The 20779-nt window shown below is 56.0% G+C and carries 18 protein-coding genes, 3 pseudogenes and 1 other annotated feature; of the genes and pseudogenes, 17 read left to right on the forward strand and 4 right to left on the reverse strand.

Annotation, left to right across the window (positions count from 1 at the left end; all coding sequences use genetic code 11):
* Positions 1 to 144 precede the first annotated feature (144 nt).
* Positions 145 to 734 (reverse strand): annotated as a pseudogene (locus tag AC0TOF_RS00775) (transposase); the annotation flags it as partial.
* Positions 336 to 452 (reverse strand) — a sequence feature (AL1L pseudoknot). Its footprint overlaps the pseudogene before it by 117 nt.
* On the opposite strand from AC0TOF_RS00775, the gene AC0TOF_RS00780 reads away from it, so the two are divergent.
* Positions 712 to 1836, forward strand: a complete 1125-nt coding sequence (locus AC0TOF_RS00780) for a LysR substrate-binding domain-containing protein (RefSeq protein ID WP_473766847.1) — start codon at positions 712 to 714, stop codon at positions 1834 to 1836. The pseudogene AC0TOF_RS00775 and the gene AC0TOF_RS00780 overlap by 23 nt on opposite strands.
* Here the strand turns inward: AC0TOF_RS00780 and AC0TOF_RS00785 are convergent.
* Genes AC0TOF_RS00785 through AC0TOF_RS00795 form a run of 3 tightly spaced genes read right to left on the reverse strand, consistent with a single transcriptional unit; the run spans position 1828 to position 5769 of the window.
* The gene (locus AC0TOF_RS00785; protein WP_473766848.1) at positions 1828 to 2676 is read right to left on the reverse strand and encodes an alpha/beta hydrolase fold domain-containing protein; all 849 of its coding nucleotides are present in this window, start codon (positions 2674 to 2676) and stop codon (positions 1828 to 1830) included. The two genes, AC0TOF_RS00780 and AC0TOF_RS00785, sit on opposite strands and share 9 nt — an antisense overlap.
* A 55-nt stretch (positions 2677 to 2731) precedes the next feature.
* Positions 2732 to 3805, reverse strand: a complete 1074-nt coding sequence (locus AC0TOF_RS00790; RefSeq protein WP_473766849.1) for a Bug family tripartite tricarboxylate transporter substrate binding protein — start codon at positions 3803 to 3805, stop codon at positions 2732 to 2734.
* Positions 3806 to 3819: 14 nt separating this feature from the next.
* Positions 3820 to 5769, reverse strand: a complete 1950-nt coding sequence (locus AC0TOF_RS00795) for a tripartite tricarboxylate transporter permease (protein WP_473766850.1) — start codon at positions 5767 to 5769, stop codon at positions 3820 to 3822.
* Positions 5770 to 6101: 332 nt separating this feature from the next.
* Here AC0TOF_RS00795 and AC0TOF_RS00800 point away from each other — a divergent pair.
* The 16 genes and pseudogenes from AC0TOF_RS00800 to AC0TOF_RS00875 form a co-directional block, all read left to right on the forward strand.
* A pseudogene (locus AC0TOF_RS00800) lies at positions 6102 to 6213 on the forward strand (transposase); the annotation flags it as partial.
* 51 nt (positions 6214 to 6264) lie between these two features.
* Entirely contained in the window at positions 6265 to 6948 is a 684-nt protein-coding gene (locus AC0TOF_RS00805; protein WP_473766861.1) for an IS6 family transposase, read from the forward strand.
* Positions 6949 to 7517: 569 nt separating this feature from the next.
* A complete protein-coding gene (locus AC0TOF_RS00810; RefSeq protein WP_473766862.1) occupies positions 7518 to 8126 on the forward strand; it encodes a GntR family transcriptional regulator in 609 nt (202 codons plus the stop codon).
* A gap of 20 nt (positions 8127 to 8146) precedes the next feature.
* Positions 8147 to 9058 (forward strand): dihydrodipicolinate synthase family protein, encoded by a 912-nt coding sequence (locus tag AC0TOF_RS00815; protein ID WP_473766851.1) that lies wholly within the window; start codon positions 8147 to 8149, stop codon positions 9056 to 9058.
* Between the two features lie 73 nt (positions 9059 to 9131).
* Positions 9132 to 10319, forward strand: coding sequence for an extracellular solute-binding protein (locus tag AC0TOF_RS00820; protein ID WP_473766852.1), 1188 nt, complete (start codon positions 9132 to 9134; stop codon positions 10317 to 10319).
* Between the two features lie 84 nt (positions 10320 to 10403).
* Complete coding sequence (locus tag AC0TOF_RS00825; RefSeq protein WP_473766853.1) at positions 10404 to 11462, forward strand: ABC transporter ATP-binding protein; 1059 nt, start codon at positions 10404 to 10406, stop codon at positions 11460 to 11462.
* Between the two features lie 3 nt (positions 11463 to 11465).
* Positions 11466 to 12374 (forward strand): ABC transporter permease, encoded by a 909-nt coding sequence (locus AC0TOF_RS00830; protein WP_473766854.1) that lies wholly within the window; start codon positions 11466 to 11468, stop codon positions 12372 to 12374.
* Positions 12375 to 12377: 3 nt separating this feature from the next.
* Complete coding sequence (locus AC0TOF_RS00835) at positions 12378 to 13220, forward strand: ABC transporter permease (protein WP_007872592.1); 843 nt, start codon at positions 12378 to 12380, stop codon at positions 13218 to 13220.
* A 41-nt stretch (positions 13221 to 13261) separates the two neighbouring features.
* Positions 13262 to 14461, forward strand: coding sequence for a mandelate racemase/muconate lactonizing enzyme family protein (locus AC0TOF_RS00840; RefSeq protein WP_473766863.1), 1200 nt, complete (start codon positions 13262 to 13264; stop codon positions 14459 to 14461).
* A complete protein-coding gene (locus tag AC0TOF_RS00845; protein ID WP_473766855.1) occupies positions 14461 to 15336 on the forward strand; it encodes an SMP-30/gluconolactonase/LRE family protein in 876 nt (291 codons plus the stop codon). The genes AC0TOF_RS00840 and AC0TOF_RS00845 overlap by 1 nt, the downstream gene beginning before the upstream one ends.
* A gap of 4 nt (positions 15337 to 15340) precedes the next feature.
* A complete protein-coding gene (locus AC0TOF_RS00850; RefSeq protein WP_473766856.1) occupies positions 15341 to 16120 on the forward strand; it encodes an NAD-dependent epimerase/dehydratase family protein in 780 nt (259 codons plus the stop codon).
* Between the two features lie 13 nt (positions 16121 to 16133).
* Positions 16134 to 17078: an aldose epimerase family protein gene (locus AC0TOF_RS00855; RefSeq protein ID WP_473766857.1), complete on the forward strand. Its 945-nt coding sequence runs from the start codon at positions 16134 to 16136 to the stop codon at positions 17076 to 17078.
* A complete protein-coding gene (gene araD, locus AC0TOF_RS00860) occupies positions 17075 to 18808 on the forward strand; it encodes an L-arabinonate dehydratase (protein ID WP_473766858.1) in 1734 nt (577 codons plus the stop codon). Before AC0TOF_RS00855 ends, araD begins: the two co-directional genes overlap by 4 nt.
* Positions 18809 to 18819: 11 nt before the next feature.
* Positions 18820 to 19545, forward strand: a complete 726-nt coding sequence (locus AC0TOF_RS00865) for a ribonuclease activity regulator RraA (RefSeq protein WP_473766859.1) — start codon at positions 18820 to 18822, stop codon at positions 19543 to 19545.
* Positions 19546 to 19882: 337 nt separating this feature from the next.
* A pseudogene (locus AC0TOF_RS00870) lies at positions 19883 to 20237 on the forward strand (IS21 family transposase); the annotation flags it as partial.
* Positions 20238 to 20327: 90 nt separating this feature from the next.
* Positions 20328 to 20779 (forward strand): ATP-binding protein (locus AC0TOF_RS00875; protein WP_473766860.1); only part of this gene is annotated, 452 nt, incomplete at its 3' end.

Here is a 20779-nt window from a genome sequence, read left to right on the forward strand (position 1 = left end):
TGGTCCTTGTTCTTCGAACTGCATCCCGGCCCGTGGCTATCAGGCCACATCAAGAGGCCTGACACACGACCGATAGAATTCCTCGTTCGCGGACTACCGTCAAAAAATCTTCTTGCCAAACCGGGGGCATCCACACACGCCGGGTTTGCCGGCGGTGCAGCGGGCGATGTCGCAACCCTTCCGTAGCGACTGTCGCCAGACCTTGCGCACGCCATAGACCTGGAAGTTCTCGTTGAACACCCGGCGTATCTCGACCTTCATTGCAATGTCGCGTCGGGCTCGGTCGACAGACGGTCGACGTCCATGCGCTTGGCGATAACCTCATAATGGGTGGACGGGGCAATCGGCAGCAGTCTGCAGATCGGCTCGACCCCGAGCGCCGAACGGGGTGCATCGATGAAGGAAATCATCGCTTGCACGGGCGGTCGAGCTCCGCCTGGGCAAAATACGCCGAGGCTTTGCGCAAAATCTCGTTCACCTGACGAAGTTCGCGGTTCTCCCGCTCCAGAGCCTTCATCTTCTCCGCGACATCACTCGCCAACCCACACGCTTGCCACTGTCCACCTCAGCCTTCTTCACCCATCATGGAGCGTATGCGCCCAGCAGCCAATCTTGGCGGCTATGGAAGACACAGCTGCCCATCGCGAAGGATGCTCCGCTTCATGATCGATCACCATTCGAACGGCGCGAGCGCGGACTTCAGGAGAAAACTTGTTTGTCGTCTTGCTTGTCATAGACCTTACTTCTCACGAGTTGAGGTCTCCGGCAAAGGGCGGTTCAAACCCTATATCACTGCTTATCGACGAAACGTTTGCAACAGACCCTGAAATCAAGCATTGTTTCCTACGGACTCTGAAGGTTCGTCTGCAAGAGGGGGAAACGCTGCGCATTCCATTGAACTTCGCCCAGTTGCGTGTAGTTGAGACTGCCATCCGCCACGCCAGTTTCGAGCGCGCCGCTGACGAGTTGCATGTTACTCCAAGCGCCATCAGCCAGCAGATTGCCAAGTTCGAGCGCTCGCTGGACACCCGGCTGTTCGAGCGGCATGCTCGGGGCCTCACGGTTACGTCCCAGGCGCTGGAACTTGGCCAGAGACTGGCAATCGCCTTCGATATCGTGGATAAGGCGATGGACGCACTGACCGAGGAGCGCGCCAGCGGTCCGGTACGGCTGCGCATCTATCAGACTTGGGCGACGCGCTGGTTGATCCCTCGTCTAGCCGGGTTGCATGCCCGTCGCCCCGATGTCCGCGTGCAATTCGAAACCGGGATGCAGCAGGCCGATTTTCAGCGTTCAGGCTTGGATTTTGCAGTGCAGTTCGTGTCCCGCCCTGACCCGGATCTGCTAGTGACGCCCTTGTTCCCGCAAGTGCTGGTGCCAGTTTGTGCCCCGGCGCTGGCGGCGGGGTTGGACGAACCTGACAGTTTGTTCAGGCAGCCGCTGATCGCCTCAGCCAACCGGATGGAAGATTGGGGGATCTGGTTTGCGGCAATTGAACTGGACGTGCGCGTTCCGCAGCCGCAACTGGTTTTCAGCAATTCGACATTGGCCTATCAGGCGGCGCTGGCGGGCAGCGGCATTGTTATCGCTCAGGCACATCTGATTGAGCAGGAGATCGCCTCGGGGATGTTGGTCGCACCCTATCCGGTCGGTGTGGATAGTGGCCAAATCGTCGGTCTGGTAGAGCCAGCCGGGCGGCGACTGCGCGCCGCTGCCCGCGCCTTCAAGGACTGGATTCTTTCCGAGGCTCCAATCAACGATCATGATCCGAATTTCTTGACCGAAATCCGACCTGTGACTGGCTCAGCGAGGGCCCTCCCACTGCCATCAAACTGAATGGCGGCGCAGGAAGTTTAGAATTTCGTCGCTGGCCGGCGGCTCTTGGAACTCGGGCGCGCCATGGCCGATGCCGCTAAGCTGCACCAGCCGGCTTTCCACCCCCGCCAGCCGCAGATGCGCGTCCAGAATCACGCTCTGGCTGAAGGGGATCACCCGATCATGGTCGCCATGCAACAGCAGGAAGGGCGGCGCATCTGGCGTGACATAGGCGACAGGGCTAGCGCGGCGGGCCAGGTCGGGATGCTTACGCACCTCGGCGCCCAACAGTTGGTTTGCGGGCGCATCCTCGGAATCGTGGTCCAACCCGCCCAACATAGGCCCGGCCATGGCGATCAAATCGCTTGGGGCATAGATCGCCACCACCCCGCGCAATGGCACTGCCGGGCCGAACTCGGGTTCGGCCGCGGCCAGCGCCGCGAGGCTTGCTAGATGCCCGCCGGCCGAGGCGCCGCTGAAGAACATCCTATCCCCGTCAATGCCGTGATTCACGGCTTGGGCCAGCAAATGCGCGGCGGCATGGCGATAATCCTGAACCTGCGCTGGAAAGGGCGCGTCCATCGCTAGACGATAGCCAACGCTGGCCAAGGCAAAGCCGTGCTCCAGCACATGCATCATACGGATTGCGCGCTTGTCGCGCCGCACCCAGCCGCCGCCATGAGCAAAGACCACTACTGGCACCGGACCCTCTGCGCCTGACGGCAGGTAAAGGTCATAGCTCTGCCGCGGATGCTCGCCGAAGACGATGTCGCGCAGTACCCGCACCCCGGCGGGCGGCTCGGGGTCCGGGATGGGTGTGCCCTTGTGGACATAAGCGGGCGAGGCGGAAATGGTGCTCATGCTGTCTCCGGTAAAAGGGGCTTGCAAGGACCGAAAAGCGGCTTGCCCGCCAATTTCAGTTCAGCACGACGCCCAGCTTGCGCTGATACCATTCGGCCAGCCAGGCAAAGGCCCCCTCATCCAGTGTAGTGGCACCGGAGAACTGGCGCGCTGCTGCCTCGCCTGTTGATTGCGGGTAGTCACCGATCTCGGCCTTAGCCTTGGCTATAAACTCGGGATCAGTAAAGACCTTCTCGAAGATAGCAATATAGGCTGCTGCCACTGGCTCGGGGGTCTCGGGCGGCAGCACCAGAGCCTTTCCAGTGCTGATCGAGGCGTTAAACAGCGCCACCCAAGCGCGCCGGGCAGGCCCTTCTAGCGGCTTGCCGTGGGTCTGCTGATATAGTTCGAAGAAAGTCGGCAGTTCGGGGAAGCCCGGGTCGCGGCCGATGTTCCCTTGTGCATCAGCAAAGCCGAAGCTCATCAGCGGGATCGCTTGGCCGGCGTCGACCAGCGGCTGGACATTACTGGAAAAGGCGGCGGGTGACTGGTGATCGACATTAAATTCGCCCCGCTCGAAGGCGATGCGGGCGGCACCGCGCTGAGTGCCGAAGACCGGCTTCACTTCTAACCCCAGCAGGTCCAGCGCTAAAATGGTCAGCACGTCTGCCGAGGTGGGCGAGGCTGCGCCATAGACAAGTGGCGCTTTGATATTCTTGATACCTTGTCCCGGTTTGGCGCCAGTCTTGTCAGCGACATATATCACAGCTCCGAGAGGCGACAGGTAGATGGGCGTAAAATCCTCGATCTTGAACCGCACTTGCCGGTCGCGTAACAAGTTCGCCATGAACACCGAGGAAGACATCGCGAGCAGTGCACTGCCGTCAGTCTCGGCCGATTTGAAAAATTGGTTCGTTCCCGGCAGCCCGCCGCCGCCTGGCTGGTTCTGAACCAGTATCGTCGGGTCGCCTGGCAATGATTTTTGCAGAAAGGGCGCGATCATCCGCACCAGTGTGTCGCTGCCCCCGCCTTCGGCAAAGGGCACGGTGATGTTGACCTGCGCGGGGGCGAAATTGTCTTGCGCGCTGGCTACTAGGGGCATCAGAGCCAGTAGCCCAGCCAAAGTAATGGCCTTGCTCATGCGTATCATGTCTCTACTCCTCCTCAAAGAGATGCGATTTCGGTGATGATGCCCGCAGGCATGTGGATTGCGGCTAGATGGGCTAGACCCCAGAATACTGCGGCAGCGGCCATGGCGAAACCGATGGCGGCAACGGGCCTCGCCCGCGCCTCGACAGTCAGAAAGGCGGCCAGCAGGATGGCGCCGCCGGCAAAGAAGCCCAACGTTGCGATCAACCCCAGCCCGCCCATGATCCAGGCCAGCGGACGTAATGGACCGGGGGTACCAGGCTTGCGACCCGCTTCCTGGTCCAGCAGCATATGTGGGCGGCGACGTGCCAAGCCCAGCATCAGCACTAGCGTGCAGAGAATGCCCAAGCCCGCCACCGCCATTGGAAACATCTTACCCAGAGGAGAAAAGGCGGTTAGTTTAACCATGGCCCCAGCAAAGACGGCCAGCAGCAGCGCCGGAATGGCGAATTGCACCGTGGTCAGCGGAGCGACGGCGCTTTCTCTCCCAATCGACTCCGTATCCAGCTTGTGCGATGCCAGCAGCGTACGCGCCAGAGTCGCCAGGATGATGATGCCGACTATCAGGACGATGGGACGCAGGAAGAAATCGCCAAAAGTATAGATCTGAGCGCTCTGGTAAAGAAGCACCTCAAGGTTGTCCTGCAGTACGAAGCCGATCAGGAAGGCGGGGCGAGCGTAGCCGAAGCGGCGCAAGAACACACCCAGTAGACCAAAGCCGGCCAACACTGCCAAGTCCAGCGGCGCGCGGCTGGATTGCAGCACCGCAAAGCTAACCACCAGCAGAAGGATCGGTGCCAACCAGACGAACGGAATGCGGGTCAACCGGGCAAAAGTGCCAGACAAGCAGTAGCATGCCAGCGTGCCGATGACATTGGCCAGTGCTAACGCCCAAACAATGCTGAACGTCAGCGGCAGGTTTCCCTGTACCATCGCCGGTCCCGGTTGGATGCCTATCAGAATCAACCCCGATAGGAACAGCGCCGTTGAGCCCGAACCCGGCACTGCAAACAGCAGCGTGGGCAGGAGGGCGCCGCCAAGGACGGCGTTGTTCGAGCCCTCGACCGCAATGACGCCGCGAATGTCGCCCTTGCCGAACTGGCTTTTATCCTTGGCCGAGCGCACGGCATGACCGTAGGCTAGCCAATCCACGACCGAGCCGCCGATCCCCGGAAGCGCCCCGATCAGGCAGCCCAAGCCCGACGTGCGCAGGACCAGCCCCTTGTTCTGAATGACGTCACGAATTCCCTGCCGCTCGCCACCCTTGAGCAGCGGCTGCTGTGAGATTGTAGTGCCGCTGCGCAGCAGGTCCACAATTTCCGGAATAACGAAGATGCCGAGGACGCAGGCGACAAGTGAAAAGCCGTCTCCAAGGTGATAGATGCCGAAGTCCAGCCGGTATTCCCCTGTCGCCGGCGCTGCGCCCACTGCGCCGATCAGCAGGCCCAGGCAGCAGGCCGCTAGGCCTTTGCCCAGACTTGCTCCCGATAGGGCAGCCACACTAGCCAAGCCGAAGATCACCAGCATCAGCATCTCGGGCATGCCGAAGTACAGGATGATTTGGCGTGCGATCAGCAAGCTGCCGGTCAACACCATTGCCCCGAATAGTCCGCCCAACATCGAGGCGAAATAGGCTGCCGACAGCGCTCGCCCCGCTTCGCCCCGCTTGGCTAGGGGAAAGCCGTCTAAAATAGTGGCCTGAGACGAGGTTGAGCCGGGCACTCCCAGAACAATGGAGGTGACCGTGTCCCCGGTTGCTACTGTCGCCAACATCCCGATCATTAACGCCAGCGCCGCGCCTTGATCCAGTCCGAAGATGAAGGGCAAGATTAGCGACATGCCTGCCGTGGCGCCTAGCGCAGGCAGTACGCCGACTACCAGACCCAGCGCAGCCCCAGCAACAAGATAAAGTGGCGTCCCGCCGGAAAAAAGCAGGCCAAGCCCACTTAGGATACTTTCAATCATGGTTCCTCCTTGCACGCCGAGACGCATCCGCAAGGATTGACGTTGCGCCAAGACGACGCCAGGTGCAAAGGAGAAAACCTAAGCCAAGAATTAGAAGATCTAATGTGGGATCTGTTGCGAACGTATCGTCAACGAGCACTGATATAGGTTTCAGGTTTCAAGAAGCTGGATTATTCGATGTTCAAAGACCGCCATTTTGATAAGTCCGTCATCCTTCTGTGTGGCTGGTGGTAGCCGACTTAAAATCAGAGGCGGCTCGGGAAATCTGCACAGCTAGGATAAGTGGAAAATCTGCCTGACTTCGGCTTAGATGCCGGGGAACAGGTGATATAATGACGAGACGACCGCGCCGTAACCATAGCCCGGCTTTCAAGGCAAAAGTGGCACTTGCTGCGATCCCGAGGTGAGCAGACTCTGGTGGGGATCTGTCGCAAATTTTCACTTTTCCCTTGCTATGCATCTTTGCTTTGTGTGGTCGAGGAAGGCGTGAAAGGGATGGCAGTCGAATTCAAGAATGTTCATTTCCCCAAAAGGGTCATCCTGCATGCGGTCTTCTATTACATACGCTATCCGGTTTCCTATCGTGAGTTACAGGAAATTCTGGCGGAACGCGGCATAATCGTCGACCGGGCGACTTTGAACCGATGGGTGGTTCGCTACTCTCCCCAGATCGCCGCTCAAGCCAAGATGTGCAAGCGACTCACCGCCAGTTCCTGGCGTGTTGATGAGACCTATCTCAAGGTTCGGGGCCAATGGATCTACTTGTATCGAGCGATTGGCCGCGATGGCCAAACACTTGATTTCATGCTGTCCGAGCGCCGGGATCTGGCCGCCGCCCGCAGTTTTTTCAAGAAAGCCATTGCAGCCAACGGCGTTCCCGAGAGGATTGTCATCGACAAGAGCGGAGCCAATCTGGCTGGGCTGCAAGCTGTCAACACGATCCTGAAATTCGCCGGAACTGGAAGGGTCATTGAAATTAGACAGCTCAAGTATCTCAACAATATCCTTGAACAGGATCACCGCTCCATCAAGCGGCTTCCAAAACCGATGATGGGCTTCAAGGCGTTTCATTCGGCGGCCGCCCTTGCCGGCATCGAGGTCGCCTACATGATCCGCAAGAACCAGTTCGCCAACGACAATCGCTCACCATTCAAGATCTTCGCCGCGCTCGCAGCATAAATCCGTTTATAGTTAAGGCCGACTGTACCCAAACGAAAATTTGCGACAGAACTTTCTATGTGCGCGATCGCTGCGCCAGCCTTTCACGTTGCACCGTACGGATTAGGCCATCAGCAGGAGGCGTCGCCTTAATCTGGGAGTGGACGCACTTCTCTGCGCAGGCCGTCTTTCATGCACTGATAGACATGGCGATGTATGGCATAACTATGCGCGAACAACGGTAATATTGTATGCCCCTCAGTCACAGCCATTTAAACCAGCTAACGATGGGCCTACCATTCCGACGATGTTGATTTTCACGGAGAGGTGAAAATCAACACCGGGCCTTTTTGACAGGCGTGCTTTCAGATCACGATGCGTCGTAAAGTGGCTTACTCCATGCTGTAATTAATAGTTAAGCAAGGATGAACATTGAAATTAGTTCAGTCAATATCTGATGTATCAGATATTGACACATCAGATTTCATGCTTCATGATCAAGGGGTAAATACGGATGAAAAGCAGGTGCGCCTTTGCGTGATAGTGTTTCCCCATTCTCACCCATCAAGGTGAAGAGCCTCAGAGATCATGTGCATGACGATCTGCGGGAGGCGATCATCTCGGGTCGGTTGAAGTCCGGCGACAGATTGAATGAGCGACAATTGGCAGCTGACCTCGGTATCAGCACCAGCCCTTTAAAAGAAGCGCTGCGCCAGCTTGAAGGTGAGGGGCTTGTGCGCACGGAAGCACGGCGCGGTACATTTGTTTCGTTCAATGCGCGGCAGGCCGAAGAGATGACGCTGGCGCGTGCAGCGCTTGAAAGCATTATCGCGCGACAGGCTGCAAAACATGGCGATGAAGAAGCTTTTGCCTTTCTTCACGCAGTCATTGAGGAAATGCGGGCAGCCGTCGAATCGGGCGATGTGGATGCGCTGATCGAGCTCAATGAGAAATTTCATGATGCCATTCACGAGGCATCGGGATGCGAATATCTGCGGCGGCTGCAAAATGCGCAGCGGATGTATGACCATGCAGCACGGGTGACGGTGCTTTCTCGCGAAGATGTGCGCCGCCAGTCATTTGGCGAACACGAAGCGATCATGCAGGCCATTACGGCCAGAAACGGGGATTTAGCCGAGCGATTGATGCGGGAGCATATCGTGAAAGCGGGGGATACACATATCGAACTGGTCTTCTGACCAGTACCTGGGAGGGTAATATGAATTTAGCGGAATACCGCGGGGTGCTGAGAGGCATCTCGGGCGTACATGCGACTGCCTATAACGCAGATGGCGAGATTGATGCCGCACTAACCACCGAAATTGTTGCACGTATCGCCAAAGCTGGCGTGCACAACATCGTCACCGGCGGCAATACAGGTGAGTTCTACAGCATGACTGTGGATGAAGTGATCCGCCTGCAGGCAATCGCCGTCAAAGCGGTTGATGGCAAAGCTGCGGTAACGGCCGCAGCCGGACGCTCGGTCCGCGATGCAATCAAGGTATCAAAAGCTGCGCAGGCTGAGGGTGCGGATGGCGTGATGATCCATCATCCACTTGATCCCTTCGCTGCCCCTCATGCACAGGTCGATTACTTTATCGAAATTGCAGAAGCCACCGACCTTCCGATCGTTGCCTATATCCGCTCCGATCTGATCCCGTTGGACGAGATGGTGCGGCTTGCAACCCATCCGAAAGTTGCCGGTGTGAAATTCGCATCGCAAAATACGATGTTGTTCTTTGAATGCTGCCGCGCAACCAAGGGAACCGATGCGACCTGGATTTGCGGTCTCGCCGAAAGCTGGGCACTGCCGTTTTACGCTTTAGGCGGACGGGGTTTTACATCCGGTCTCGTTAATGTGGCTCCTGACCGCTCGCTGGCTGTGTGGAACGCGCTGGAAGCTGGCGATTACGCCCGTGCTCGTGCCGTTGTTGAAAGCATCGCCGATTTTGAAACCATGCGGACCAAGTACCGCAATGGTGCAAACGTCACAGTGGTCAAGGAAGCACTGCAAATTCAGGGTCTTGCTGTCGGCGATGTGCGGCTACCGGGTCTGCCTAAACTTGAAACGGCTGACCGCAAGGCGCTCGAAAAGGTCGTTGCGGGGTGGGAGACCGATGCAATTGTCTGAAAAATAGAAAACCGGCGCGTACCGACAGGAGGAAGCGGTGTGTGCGGGACAAGTAAAAAAGGTGGAGGAGAACATGACCAAAGGAATTTCACGCCGCACATTCATGGCGGGGGCCGGACTAGCAACTGGCGCAGGACTTTTGCTGCCCAAAGGTGCTGCATGGGCACAATCGGCAAAGCTGCCATCATCGCCTGTCGCCCTGAATGTCATTGACGCGGCGGGCAATCTCGCGCTGACGCAGCCGATTTTCGACAATTTTGCTTCTGAACAAAAAGCGCTCGTTTCGCGCTTTACGTTCAACAAAGCACCTGCACCGGAACTGCCGGGCAAGATCAAGGCGCAACAGCGCGCCAACCGTATCGATATCGATCTGGTGATTATTGGCCCAGATGCGCTATCTGCAGGGCTTGCTGACGATATCTGGACCGATATTATTGCTCTTCCAGACAATGGCCTGCCAAAATTGCAGGATATCTATCTTGAGCCCGCCTGGCGTATGCAGGAAATGTCAAAGGGCAAAGGCGTTGTGGTTTCCTATTACCCGTCCGGTCCATTGCTCGAATATCACCCTGAGAAGGTCAAGACGCCACCAAAGACGGCCGAAGAGCTTCTGGCCTGGACCAAGGAAAATCCAAACAAATTCATCTATGCACGTCCGGCAAATTCAGGCCCGGGCCGCACATTCCTGATGGGCCTGCCTTACCTTCTTGGCGACAGCGATCCGAAAGATCCGGTCAAGGGCTGGGACAAGACCTGGGCCTATCTCAAGGAACTGCACAAGAATATCGAATATTATCCTGCCGGCACCGGCGCTCTGATGAAAGAGCTCGGCGAAGGCACGCGCTATATGACCGCAACCACAACCGGTTGGGATATCAACCCGCGTGCGTTGGGCGTTGTTCCAAAAGAAATGGCAGTCAGCAAACTGGAAGGTTTCCACTGGGTCTGTGACGCGCATTACTTCGCAATTCCGAAAGGCGTTTCCGAAGACAAGGTCGCGGTCCTGATGGAGTTTATCAAATTCGCGCTCAAGCCTGATCAGCAGGCCTATTCCTACGATGCGGGCTATTTCTATCCGGGTCCTGCGGTCAAGGATGTCACGATCGAGATGGCGCCAAAGGAAAGCCAGGACGTGATTGCCGAGTTTGGTCGTCCGGAATATGCCGACTGGATTGCAAACAATCCGATTGAGTTGCCGCTTGAGCCGGAAGCGCTGGTAGCTGCTTTCCGGCGCTGGGACGAAGACGTCGCAGCCAGCTAAGGCTCCTCCAAAGCGTCAATGGCGGATCATATGGTTCGCCATTAGCCGCCTAAGATCACCACTCAATTTACGGTGCTTGCGTCAATGTCCTTTCAAGAACTTCGGCTTGATCGAATGAGCCGCTCATTTGGAACTTTCAATGCGCTGAAGGAAATCAACCTCACGATTGGAAAAGGTGAGTTCATTGCCCTTCTGGGCCCTTCAGGCTGCGGAAAATCCACGGCGCTTAACTGCATCGCAGGTCTTCTGGGTACGACCGGCGGCGGTATCTATATTGATGAAAAACGCGTCGATCAGCTTAAGCCTGAAGATCGCGGTTTCGGCATGGTGTTTCAGAACTATGCCCTGTTTCCACATATGAACGTGCTGCAGAATGTTGGCTTTGGCCTCAAGATGCGCGGTCTTCCCAAAGCCGAAATAGACAAGCGATCGCGGGCAGCGCTGGCACTTGTCAGACTGCAGGGGCAGGAATCAAAACTTCCCGGCCAGCTTTCTGGCGGGCAGCAGCAACGTGTTGCCATTGCGCGCGCTATCGTGATTGAGCCGCCTGTTGTGTTGATGGATGAGCCGCTCTCTAATCTTGATGCAAAGCTGCGTCTTGAGATGCGCGCCGAGATCAGACGTATTCATAACCAGCTTGGTTCGACGACAATCTATGTAACCCATGATCAGGATGAGGCCTTGTCTCTCGCGGATCGTATTGTTGTGTTGCGTGATGGGGAAATCCGGCAGGTCGGCAAGCCGCATGAGCTTTATGAAGCCCCGCGCTTTCAGGATGTTGCAGCCTTCATGGGCTTCCGCAACGCTTTAAGTGGCAAGGTTGTGCGCGTTGATGACGGACAGGCAACAATCGACGTTTCGGGCAGCGAACTGACCGGGCGCGCGATGGACACGCTGCAGCCTGGAAGTAGCGCTATTATCATGGCGCGTGGAGATGATGTTGTGTCGGGTGAAAAAGGCCGCAACACAATTGCTGCCACCGTCGAGACGATTGAATATCGAGGCCGTGAATATGTCGGCATAGCGCGGACTGAAAGCGGTATGGAAATGGTCTTTCATGGGCCGCAGGAAGTTGCGCCGGGCGCAAAGATCACGCTCGGTATCGATGCAGGCCATGCGCTGGTCTTTGCGAGCGAGGCTTAGGCCATGGCGGAAGAACGATTTTCCGAACAGGGTTTGAGCCCCGGTCTACGTCAAAGGCTCGCCAATCGCGGTTTCGATGGGGTGACATTACTCATTCTGCCGGCGCTGCTCTTCATTATCGGCGTTTTCATTTACCCGTTTCTCTATGGCCTCGTCCTGTCTTTCAACCCGCTTGATGGCGGCGGGGCACTGGCTAATTATCGCAAGTTCTTCTCTGATCCCTATCTCTATAAAACCATAGGTGCGACGCTCTGGCTGGCTATTCCGGTGACGCTTATCAGCGTCCTGTTTGCCGTTCCAATTGCCATGCGCGTCCGGCTGATGCCGCGGCAACGTCTTCTGACGACAATCCTGGTTCTGCCAGTCACTCTGGGAACGGTTCTGATTGCCGAAGGGCTTTTGAATTATCTCGGACCGCAGGGCTGGTTCAGCCGCAGTCTGATTGCCATTGGCCTGATCGATAATCCGTTGAAGCTCACCAATAATTACTGGGGTGTCTTTGCATCGCTTGTGATTACCGTGTTTCCATTCACTTTCCTGCTGACGCTTTCCTATATTTCCGGCATCGATCCGGCCTTGGAACGTGCCGCAGCAACGCATGGAGCAAACAGCTGGCAGCGCTTCCGCCATGTCATGTTACCGCTTCTGGTGCCGGGTCTTGTGGTGGCCGCATGTCTGACATTCGTGCAGGCTTTTGCGGTATTTCCTTCCGCTGTTCTTCTGGGGGCACCATCCGGCCCTACGCGTGTGATTTCCATTGCCGCGGCGCAGGCAGCTTTCGAGCAATATGATGACTCCATGGCATCATCCATCGCCATGATCATGGCCGCCGTACAGCTGCTTGTGGTGGGTGCTTTGCTCGGCCTTCGTTCGTTCTTCTATCGCGGTTCGACCGCTGGCGGGAAAGGATAGACCATGATCCGCGATACATCTGTCCTTTCAAAACTCTGGATTACGGTTGTCTGGCTTGTAACGGGCTTCTTTGTCCTCAATGTACTGGCTGTCATTGCCGCGGTTGTCGTCTCGAGTTTTGGCACACGCTGGCTTGGCACATGGCTGCCCGATGCGCTCACAACACGCTGGTATGCCGCCGCATGGGCCGAATTCCAGCTTGATCAGGTGCTGCTGGTTACTTTCCAGGTCGTTTTTGCCGTCGTCATCCTTTCCGGATTTCTCGGGGTGACAGCAGCTTACGCCATGGCGCGCCGGGATTTTCCGGGCAAGAAAATCGTTCTGCTGATTTTCCTTCTGCCGCTTCTGGTTCCGCCCATTACATTTGGCATTCCGCTCGCGACAGTGCTCTACAAGTTTGGTGTTGGTGGGACTTTCTGGGGTGTGGTTCTGGCTAATCTTGTGCCGACGGTCCCCTTTGTCATCCTTGTGATGGTGCCGTTTATCGAGCAGATCGATCCCAAGGTTGAAGCAGCAGCGCGGGTCTTTGGTGCGGGCACCTTCAAACTGTTTCTGCATGTTTTGCTGCCAATGCTCACCCCGGGCATTCTTGCAGCCATGCTGCTGGTGCTGGTGCGCACGGTTGCCATGTTCGAACTGACCTTCCTGACGGCTGGCCCGACATCGCAGACGCTGGTGGTCGCGCTTTACTATTCCGTCTTTGCGGCAGGTGTCCGCTCGGTTCAGTCCATTGATGCAATGGCCGTTATCTACATGGTGACATCACTGGTCTGGCTTCTGCTGGCACTGCGCTTTGTCAACCCAACGCAGATTGTAGCGCGCAGTCGCCAGCCGTCTGCGCATTGATAGGCCAAAGGTTTTAGGCCAGAATTTATTCGGAGTGCATGATGAAAATTACGGCCATTGAAACCGTACAACTGCCGCACCTCAACAATATTTTGTGGGTGCAGGTCCATACCGATGAGGGGATCATCGGCTTGGGCGAAACGTTCCGCGGGGCCAATGCGGTTGCTGCCTATATTCACAGCGACATCGCTCCGCAATTGGTGGGCCAGAACCCTCTGCAAATTGATCGCATTTCAAAATTGTTGCTGGAGCCTTATGTCGGCTTCCGCTCTTCAGGTGTGGAAATACGTGCGGCTTCGGCCATTGATATCGCGCTTTGGGATATTTTCGGTCAACTGACCAATCAGCCGATCCATCAGTTGCTTGGTGGTCTCGCGCGTCCCTCGATCCGCACCTATAATACCTGCGCGGGCTATACCTACAACAAAAGCGGTGCCCGTCGTTATATCGGCGATCAGGATGACGCAAAGGAAGGCCCTTACGAAGATCAGCTGGCGTTTCATCGTGATGCCGGAGCGCTTGCGCAGAGCCTGTTGTCAGAAGGTATTACGGCTATGAAAATCTGGCCGTTCGACCCCTTTGCGGTGAGCAGTGGCGGCAATTACATTCACGCCACCGATCTCGACAAGGCGCTGGTTCCATTTCGCCAGATCCGCGATGCGGTGGGCGATCAGATGGAAATCATGGTCGAGTTTCATTCGATGTGGGATCTGACATCGGCACTGACGATTGCGCGTGAACTCAAAGCCTTTCGGCCCTTCTGGTCGGAAGATCCTATCAAGATGATGAACCCGCAGGCGTTGGCCGTTTATGCGCGTCAATCCGGCATTCCCGTCTGCGCCAGTGAAACTATGGCAACTCGTGCGCAGTTTCTCGATGTGCTGCGTGCCGACGCATCCGATTATGTGATGCTTGACATTTCATGGTGCGGCGGACTTTCCGAAGCAAAGAAGATTGCAACCATGGCCGAGGCGTTCCAGCGCCCCATAGCGCCGCATGATTGTACTGGTCCGGTGGTTTTCGCAGCCTCGATCCATCTTTCTCTCAATGCACCCAATGCGATTTTTCAGGAATCTGTGCGCGCCTATTACACCTCATGGTATCGCGATCTGGTGACTGTGATGCCACGCATCGAAAAGGGTGTGATCTATCCGTTTGAAGGTGCCGGTCTGGGACTCAAACTCTCTGACTTCGTTCTTGATCACCCCGATGTGGTCCGTCGTAAAACGGGGGCTGTGTGATGGCCCAATTTCGCTGCATAGCCGATCTGCGCGGACAACTCACTGAAAGCCCTGTCTGGGATGACAGACGTAAAACGCTGTTTGCATGCGATATCAACGGGCAGAAAGTTTATGAGATTGATCTCGATAAAGGGCCGCTGTGCGAATGGTCTTTCGAGACTGCAGTTCCTTGTCTCGGGCTTGCGGAAAGCGGTCGACTGGTCGTTTCGCTTGCGCGCGAGATTATCCTGTTTGATCCCGAAACATTGGAACGCCAGACTCTTTGGGATGGTTATGACGAGCCGGAAACATCGCGCCTGAATGACGGCAAGGTTGGACCGGACGGAGCCTTCTGGATCGGTAGCATGGATGCGCGTCCACAGCGTGAAGCCATTTCAAAACTCTATCGTGTGACTGCTGATGGCAAAGCCGAAATCAAGGCGGAAGGCTTTGAGATTTCTAACGGTCTTGCATGGACTGCCGATGCTGCAACGATGTTCCATACAGATTCCCGTGGACCATGGATTGATCGCTATGATTTTGACGTCGAAACCGGATCAATAAGCAATCGTACCCGCATTGCTGATCTTGATGAAGAGGCGGGGCGTCCTGATGGTGGCGCTTGCGATGGTGATGGCAATTACTGGAGTGCCGGAGTTTCTGCTGGTGTCCTCAACCGCTTTAATCGCAATGGAAAGCTGCTCGATCGCATAGCGGCTCCTGTTCCTGCACCGACAATGCCATGTTTTTGCGGCCCGGATCTTACGCTTCTTGCCGTCACCTCTCATCGCCTAGGAGCATCTGAAACATTGGAAGCTGCACCGCAATCAGGTGGCATTCATCTCATGCAGGCGCCTGTTGCGGGTGCGAAAATTGCCAGAATGAAGGGAGTTTGAACGGATGAAACGTCTGCTTCTCACCGGCGCGTCAGGCAATCTGGGGCGTGTGCTGGCTAAAAGACTGACACAGGCAGGCTATTGGCTGCGCTTGTCCGATATCGCACCGTTTTCCGATGCTATGCCGCAGAATGCCGAGTTCATTCAGGCCGATCTGATGGATGCCGGTGCCATTACCGAGCTTGTGCGCGGTATAGATGCGATTCTGCACTTTGGTGGCATTAGTGTGGAGCAGCCTTATGATGTGGTTGCCAAAGCCAATCTGCTTGGTGTTACGCATGTTTTTGAAGCGGCAAGGGCTGAAAAGCAGCGGGTCATTTTCGCTAGCTCCAACCATACGATCGGCTTTTATCCTCGCGACAAGGCGCTTGGTGCGGATGAATCATATAGACCCGACGGCTATTACGGGCTTTCCAAGGCGTATGGTGAACTGCTCGGGCGCATGATGTTTGACAAGCACGGTATTGAAAGCGTGCATCTGCGTATCGGTTCCTGCGTGCCAGAGCCAACAGAAGCGCGGCATTTATCGACATGGCTTTCGCATGATGATCTGGTTCGACTGCTGATAGCAGCTGTTGAAGCCCCAAAAACGGACGTTGCAATCGTCTGGGGTGTTTCCGCCAATGCCGCGCGCTGGTGGGGGGAAGATGATGCAGCGCTGATAGGTTATGTTCCGCAGGATGATGCTTCCCGCTACGGCGATCTAGCTGAAACCGGCGATCCTGTATCGCGCAGGTTTCAGGGCGGAACATTCACCGCTCATGACTACTCGCGTGAGGAATGAAGCTGTGGTGCCCATGGTTCTTGAACTCAACGCTTATAATTATCGTCTGAGGCTTGCCCCCCAATATGGAGCAACTCTGCTTGAGGCAGAGTGGCACCACCCGGATGGCTCATGGGTAGAATTACTTGAGCCACTCGCAACACCCGAAGCGGGCCTGAAAGCGGGGTGTTTCGTGATGGCACCTTTCGCCAATCGCATAGATGGTGGGCGGTTCGCTTTTGAAGGAAAAACTGTTCAGCTGCCGATCAATGCGCCACAGGAAGGCATGGCTATTCATGGCTTTTCGAGGATGCATAGCTGGGAGGTGGTGGAGACCAGCGACAATCGGGTGCATGTGCGGGATGAGGTTCACAGTGACGACCATCCCTACTCATACAGGCTGGATCAAATCATCGATATTGCGCCTTATGGCTTTCGCATATCGCTGAGTATCCAGAATGAAGGCGACAGCGCTCTGCCGTTCGGCATTGGCTTGCATCCGTGGTTTTCTAAAACCAACAAGGCAACGCTCGAATTTCAATCCAATGGCGCACCACAGCTTGATAAACGCGGATTACCACAAGGTATCCCCAAAGCTATCGACTGGTTTACTCCGGGAAGCACAATTGCTCTATCAAAATTGTCGCTGGTGAATTGCTGCTTCAGCGGCTGGGACCGTGTGGCCATAATACGTTGGCCTGAAACATCAACCAGCCTCCGGCTTAAAGGCGAAGGCGCGTTGCGGCATCTCCATGTATTCAATCCACAGGATCGCGCAGTTTTTTGCGCTGAACCCGTAAGTCACCTGCCGGATGTCATCAATAGGCCAGCGCTTGGTGAGGATGCAGCCATGACAGTTCTCAATCCTAGAGAAGCGCTGACGGGTGCTCTCCTGTTTTCTGCTCATCCATTGCCAGCCAATGCACCTGGCACCTGCAGAAATTTGCGCAGCTCAAATACCGGGAAGGCACTGAAATGACCAGAAAAACATATGAAGATCTGCGTTCTGCGCGCTGGATGTTGCCAGATGATCAGCGTTCTTCGGGCCATCGTTCAAGAACCATGCAAATGGGGTATGATCCAGTGGATTGGGAGGGCAAACCAATCATCGCGATCATCAATACCTGGTCGGACGCACAACCTTGTCATGCGCATTTCAAGGATCGTGTTGAGTGGGTAAAGCGCGGCATTCTGCAAGCAGGCGGCTTTCCGCTTGAGCTTCCCGCATTGTCGCTCTCTGAAAGCTATGTGAAGCCCACTACCATGCTTTACCGCAACATGCTGGCGATGGAGACGGAAGAGCTTTTGCGTTCTCATCCGGTTGATGGTGCTGTGCTGATGGGCGGCTGCGACAAGACCACACCGGCACTCATTATGGGTGCCACCAGTGCTGGCTATCCCTTCATCTTCCTGCCTGCAGGTCCCATGCTTCGTGGCAATTATGCTGGAAAGACGCTTGGATCTGGCACGGATATGTTCAAGTTCTGGGATGAACGTCGCGCAGGCACCATCGGTAAGGAAGAATGGCAGGGTATTGAAGGTGGCATTGCCCGCAGCTACGGCCATTGCATGACGATGGGTACGGCATCCACCATGACAGTGATTGCAGAAGCCATGGGGCTGTCGCTGCCAGGTGCATCATCAATTCCTGCGGCCGATGCCAATCATCAACGCATGTCAACGCAATGCGGTCGCCGCATTGTCGAGATGGTGTGGGACCATCTGACACCAGACCAGATTATCACACCGGCAGCGGTGAAGAATTCGGTTATTGTTGCAATGGCGACCGGTTGCTCCACCAATGCAATCATTCATCTGATTGCGATGGCGCGACGTGCAGGCGTTCCGCTCGAACTGGACGACCTTGATCGTATCGGACGAACAACACCTGTCATCGCTAATATCCGCCCCTCCGGCTCCACCTATCTGATGGAGGATTTTTATTATGCCGGCGGCATTCGCGCGCTGATGCGTCAGCTCGGCGACAAGCTCGATTCTTCAGCCATTACCATTACCGGAAAACCGCTGACCGAGGGGCTGGAAAAAGCGCAGATCTATAATGAGGATGTTATCAGGCCGTTGTCCAATCCGGTGTATCATGAAGGGTCACTGGCTGTCTTGAAAGGCAATCTCTGCCCGGACGGTGCAGTGATCAAGCCGGCTGCATGTGATCCCAAGTTTCATCGACATAAGGGACCGGCGCTGGTCGCAGACAGCTATTCTGAGCTGAAGAAAATTATCGATGATCCTGATTATCCGCTGACGCCGGACGCGGTTCTTGTGCTGCGCAATGCCGGTCCGCAGGGCGGGCCCGGAATGCCAGAATGGGGCATGATCCCGATGCCAAAAGCTCTACTGAAGCTTGGTCTCAGGGATATGGTGCGGATTTCAGACGCGCGTATGTCAGGGACAAGCTTCGGTGCCTGTGTGCTGCATGTGGCACCGGAATCCTTTATCGGCGGACCGCTGGCCCTGCTGAAAACCGGCGATATGGTCGAACTCGATATTCCGGCACGCAGCCTCAACATGCTTGTTTCTGAAGATGAGCTGACTGCCCGCCGTGCAGCTTGGCAAACGCCGGAACCTAAATATGAGCGTGGCTATGGCTTCGTCTTTTCCAAGCACGTTGAGCAGGCCGACAAAGGCTGCGATTTCGATTTCCTGAAAACCGATTTTGGTCGTCCGGTTGACGAGCCGGTCATTTATTAGGAGGCAGACCGATGTCAGACTATATTCTCTCGGACGAAACACGCGCCAAATTGAAGAAGGTTTCAACCGCATCCGTTGCCACCGCTCTCTATAAGCGCGGATTGCGCAACCAGTTCATTCAGGGCTCGTTTCAGGTAGCACGTAAACCGGAAAACATGGTCGGTCAGGCTTTTACGCTGCGCTATATTCCAGCGCGCGAAGACCGCAATCCGATCACTGTCTTCCGTGATCCCGATCACAAGCAGCGTGTGGCTATCGAAACCTGTCCTCCGGGATGTGTGCTGGTTATGGATGCGCGCAAGGATGCGCGTGCTGCGACCGCTGGTTCCATTCTGGTGACGCGCCTTGCCTTGCGGGGCGCTGCAGGGATTGTTTCGGATGGCGGTTTTCGTGATGTGACGGGCATTGGTGAACTTGACATGCCCGCTTACTGCGCCAAAGCATCGGCCCCGACAAACCTCACTCTGCATGAAGCCATCGACATCAATGTTCCGATTTCCTGCGGAGATGCCGCGGTGTTTCCGGGTGATGTTCTGGTGGGCGATGCTGACGGTGTCATGGTAATTCCGGCGCATCTTTGCGATGAAATTGCCGATGAATGCGTTGGCATGGAAGTCTTTGAAGATTTCGTTCTGGAAGAAGTGAACAACGGAGCGGCAATTATTGGGCTTTATCCCTGCACGAAGGATGAAAACCAGCGCAAATTCGAGAGCTGGCGCAAGAGCAGGTCAGAATGACAGAGCGTTGCGCGACACGCGAATATGTTTTCGCCTCAAGATCATCGGCACCACCAAGCCGGACTCGGTTGTCGGTGACGAGGTACCGACTTCAAACACGTGAAATGCCGGTTAAACAACTTTTGCGACAAAGCCGTGTCAATGGACAGGCTGACCGACGGCGTGACCATAAGCCAGTGATAGCTCCAGATTTTCGTTCTTACCATTTGACGGGGAAGCCACTTATGTTGATTGCCACTGAGAACTGGCCCGGCGTGGCCTGATATTTCCATTGAGAATTGACCCATGTTCCAACCTTCCCTCGCATGTTTTCAGCGAGGGCTATGGAGTGATCGACATGGCGTTATTGAGCGTGATCCGACGCTGGCATTTTCGAGACCATTTATCGATCCGGGAGATTTGCCACAGGACCGGCCTATCTCGGAAAACCATTCACAAATACCTGCGCCTGGACGGTGGGGAGCCGAAGTTCAAGGTCCCGGAGCGGCCGAGCAAGCTCGATCCTTTTGCTGATCGGTTGTCTGCCTTGGCTGAAGACGCAATCCAAGAAGAACCGCAAACAGAAGCGGACGATGAAGCAATTGCATGCTGACCTGATGAGCCTTGGCTACGAGGGCTCCTACAATCGGGTTGCGACATTTGTCCGGGAATGGCGTGATGATCGCCAGAGAGAGTTGCAGACAACGGGCCGCCGACCATCGATGTGCCCCAAGCCCTGACCGTCAACGAGCCCAAGGCCAATGTTGAACGATACGATGCCCTGAGAAAGACGGAGGCCCGCCATGCGTCATAATCCAGCAAGCGGTGCGATAGTCATCATGCTGCGGCAACCGAAGATGCACGGAATGGCACAAGCCGTCGGCGAACTAACCGAGCAAGGATCGCCGGCGTTCGAGGCCGCCATTCCGATCCTGTCGCAGCTTTTGAAAGCAGAGACCGCGGAACGTGAAGTTCGCTCGATTGCCTACCAGCTCAAGACGGGACGCTTCCCTGCCTATCGTGATCTGAATGGCTTCGACTTCGCCAGCAGCGAGATCAACGAGGCGCTCGTGCAGCAGCTTCATCGCTGCGACTTCCTGGACGACGCAAACAACATCGTTCTGGTCGGTGGCCCCGGCACGGGCAAGGCACATATTGCTACCGCGATAGGTGTTCAGGCCATCGAGCATCACCACAAACGGGTTCGGTTCTTCTCAACGGTCGAGCTGGTCAACGCGCTGGAACAGGAAAAGGC

The sequence above is a fragment of the Ochrobactrum sp. PL_is501 genome, from assembly GCF_055816895.1.

Coding starts and splice junctions, on each gene's coding strand:
- AC0TOF_RS00785 (WP_473766848.1), bottom strand. CDS start 2,676: ATGAGCACCATTTCCGCCTCGCCCGCTTATGTCCACAAGGGCACACCC.
- AC0TOF_RS00790 (WP_473766849.1), bottom strand. CDS start 3,805: ATGATACGCATGAGCAAGGCCATTACTTTGGCTGGGCTACTGGCTCTG.
- AC0TOF_RS00795 (WP_473766850.1), bottom strand. CDS start 5,769: ATGATTGAAAGTATCCTAAGTGGGCTTGGCCTGCTTTTTTCCGGCGGG.
- AC0TOF_RS00805 (WP_473766861.1), top strand. CDS start 6,265: ATGGCAGTCGAATTCAAGAATGTTCATTTCCCCAAAAGGGTCATCCTG.
- AC0TOF_RS00815 (WP_473766851.1), top strand. CDS start 8,147: ATGAATTTAGCGGAATACCGCGGGGTGCTGAGAGGCATCTCGGGCGTA.
- AC0TOF_RS00820 (WP_473766852.1), top strand. CDS start 9,132: ATGACCAAAGGAATTTCACGCCGCACATTCATGGCGGGGGCCGGACTA.
- AC0TOF_RS00825 (WP_473766853.1), top strand. CDS start 10,404: ATGTCCTTTCAAGAACTTCGGCTTGATCGAATGAGCCGCTCATTTGGA.
- AC0TOF_RS00830 (WP_473766854.1), top strand. CDS start 11,466: ATGGCGGAAGAACGATTTTCCGAACAGGGTTTGAGCCCCGGTCTACGT.
- AC0TOF_RS00835 (WP_007872592.1), top strand. CDS start 12,378: ATGATCCGCGATACATCTGTCCTTTCAAAACTCTGGATTACGGTTGTC.
- AC0TOF_RS00840 (WP_473766863.1), top strand. CDS start 13,262: ATGAAAATTACGGCCATTGAAACCGTACAACTGCCGCACCTCAACAAT.
- AC0TOF_RS00845 (WP_473766855.1), top strand. CDS start 14,461: ATGGCCCAATTTCGCTGCATAGCCGATCTGCGCGGACAACTCACTGAA.
- AC0TOF_RS00850 (WP_473766856.1), top strand. CDS start 15,341: ATGAAACGTCTGCTTCTCACCGGCGCGTCAGGCAATCTGGGGCGTGTG.
- AC0TOF_RS00855 (WP_473766857.1), top strand. CDS start 16,134: ATGGTTCTTGAACTCAACGCTTATAATTATCGTCTGAGGCTTGCCCCC.
- araD (WP_473766858.1), top strand. CDS start 17,075: ATGACCAGAAAAACATATGAAGATCTGCGTTCTGCGCGCTGGATGTTG.
- AC0TOF_RS00865 (WP_473766859.1), top strand. CDS start 18,820: ATGTCAGACTATATTCTCTCGGACGAAACACGCGCCAAATTGAAGAAG.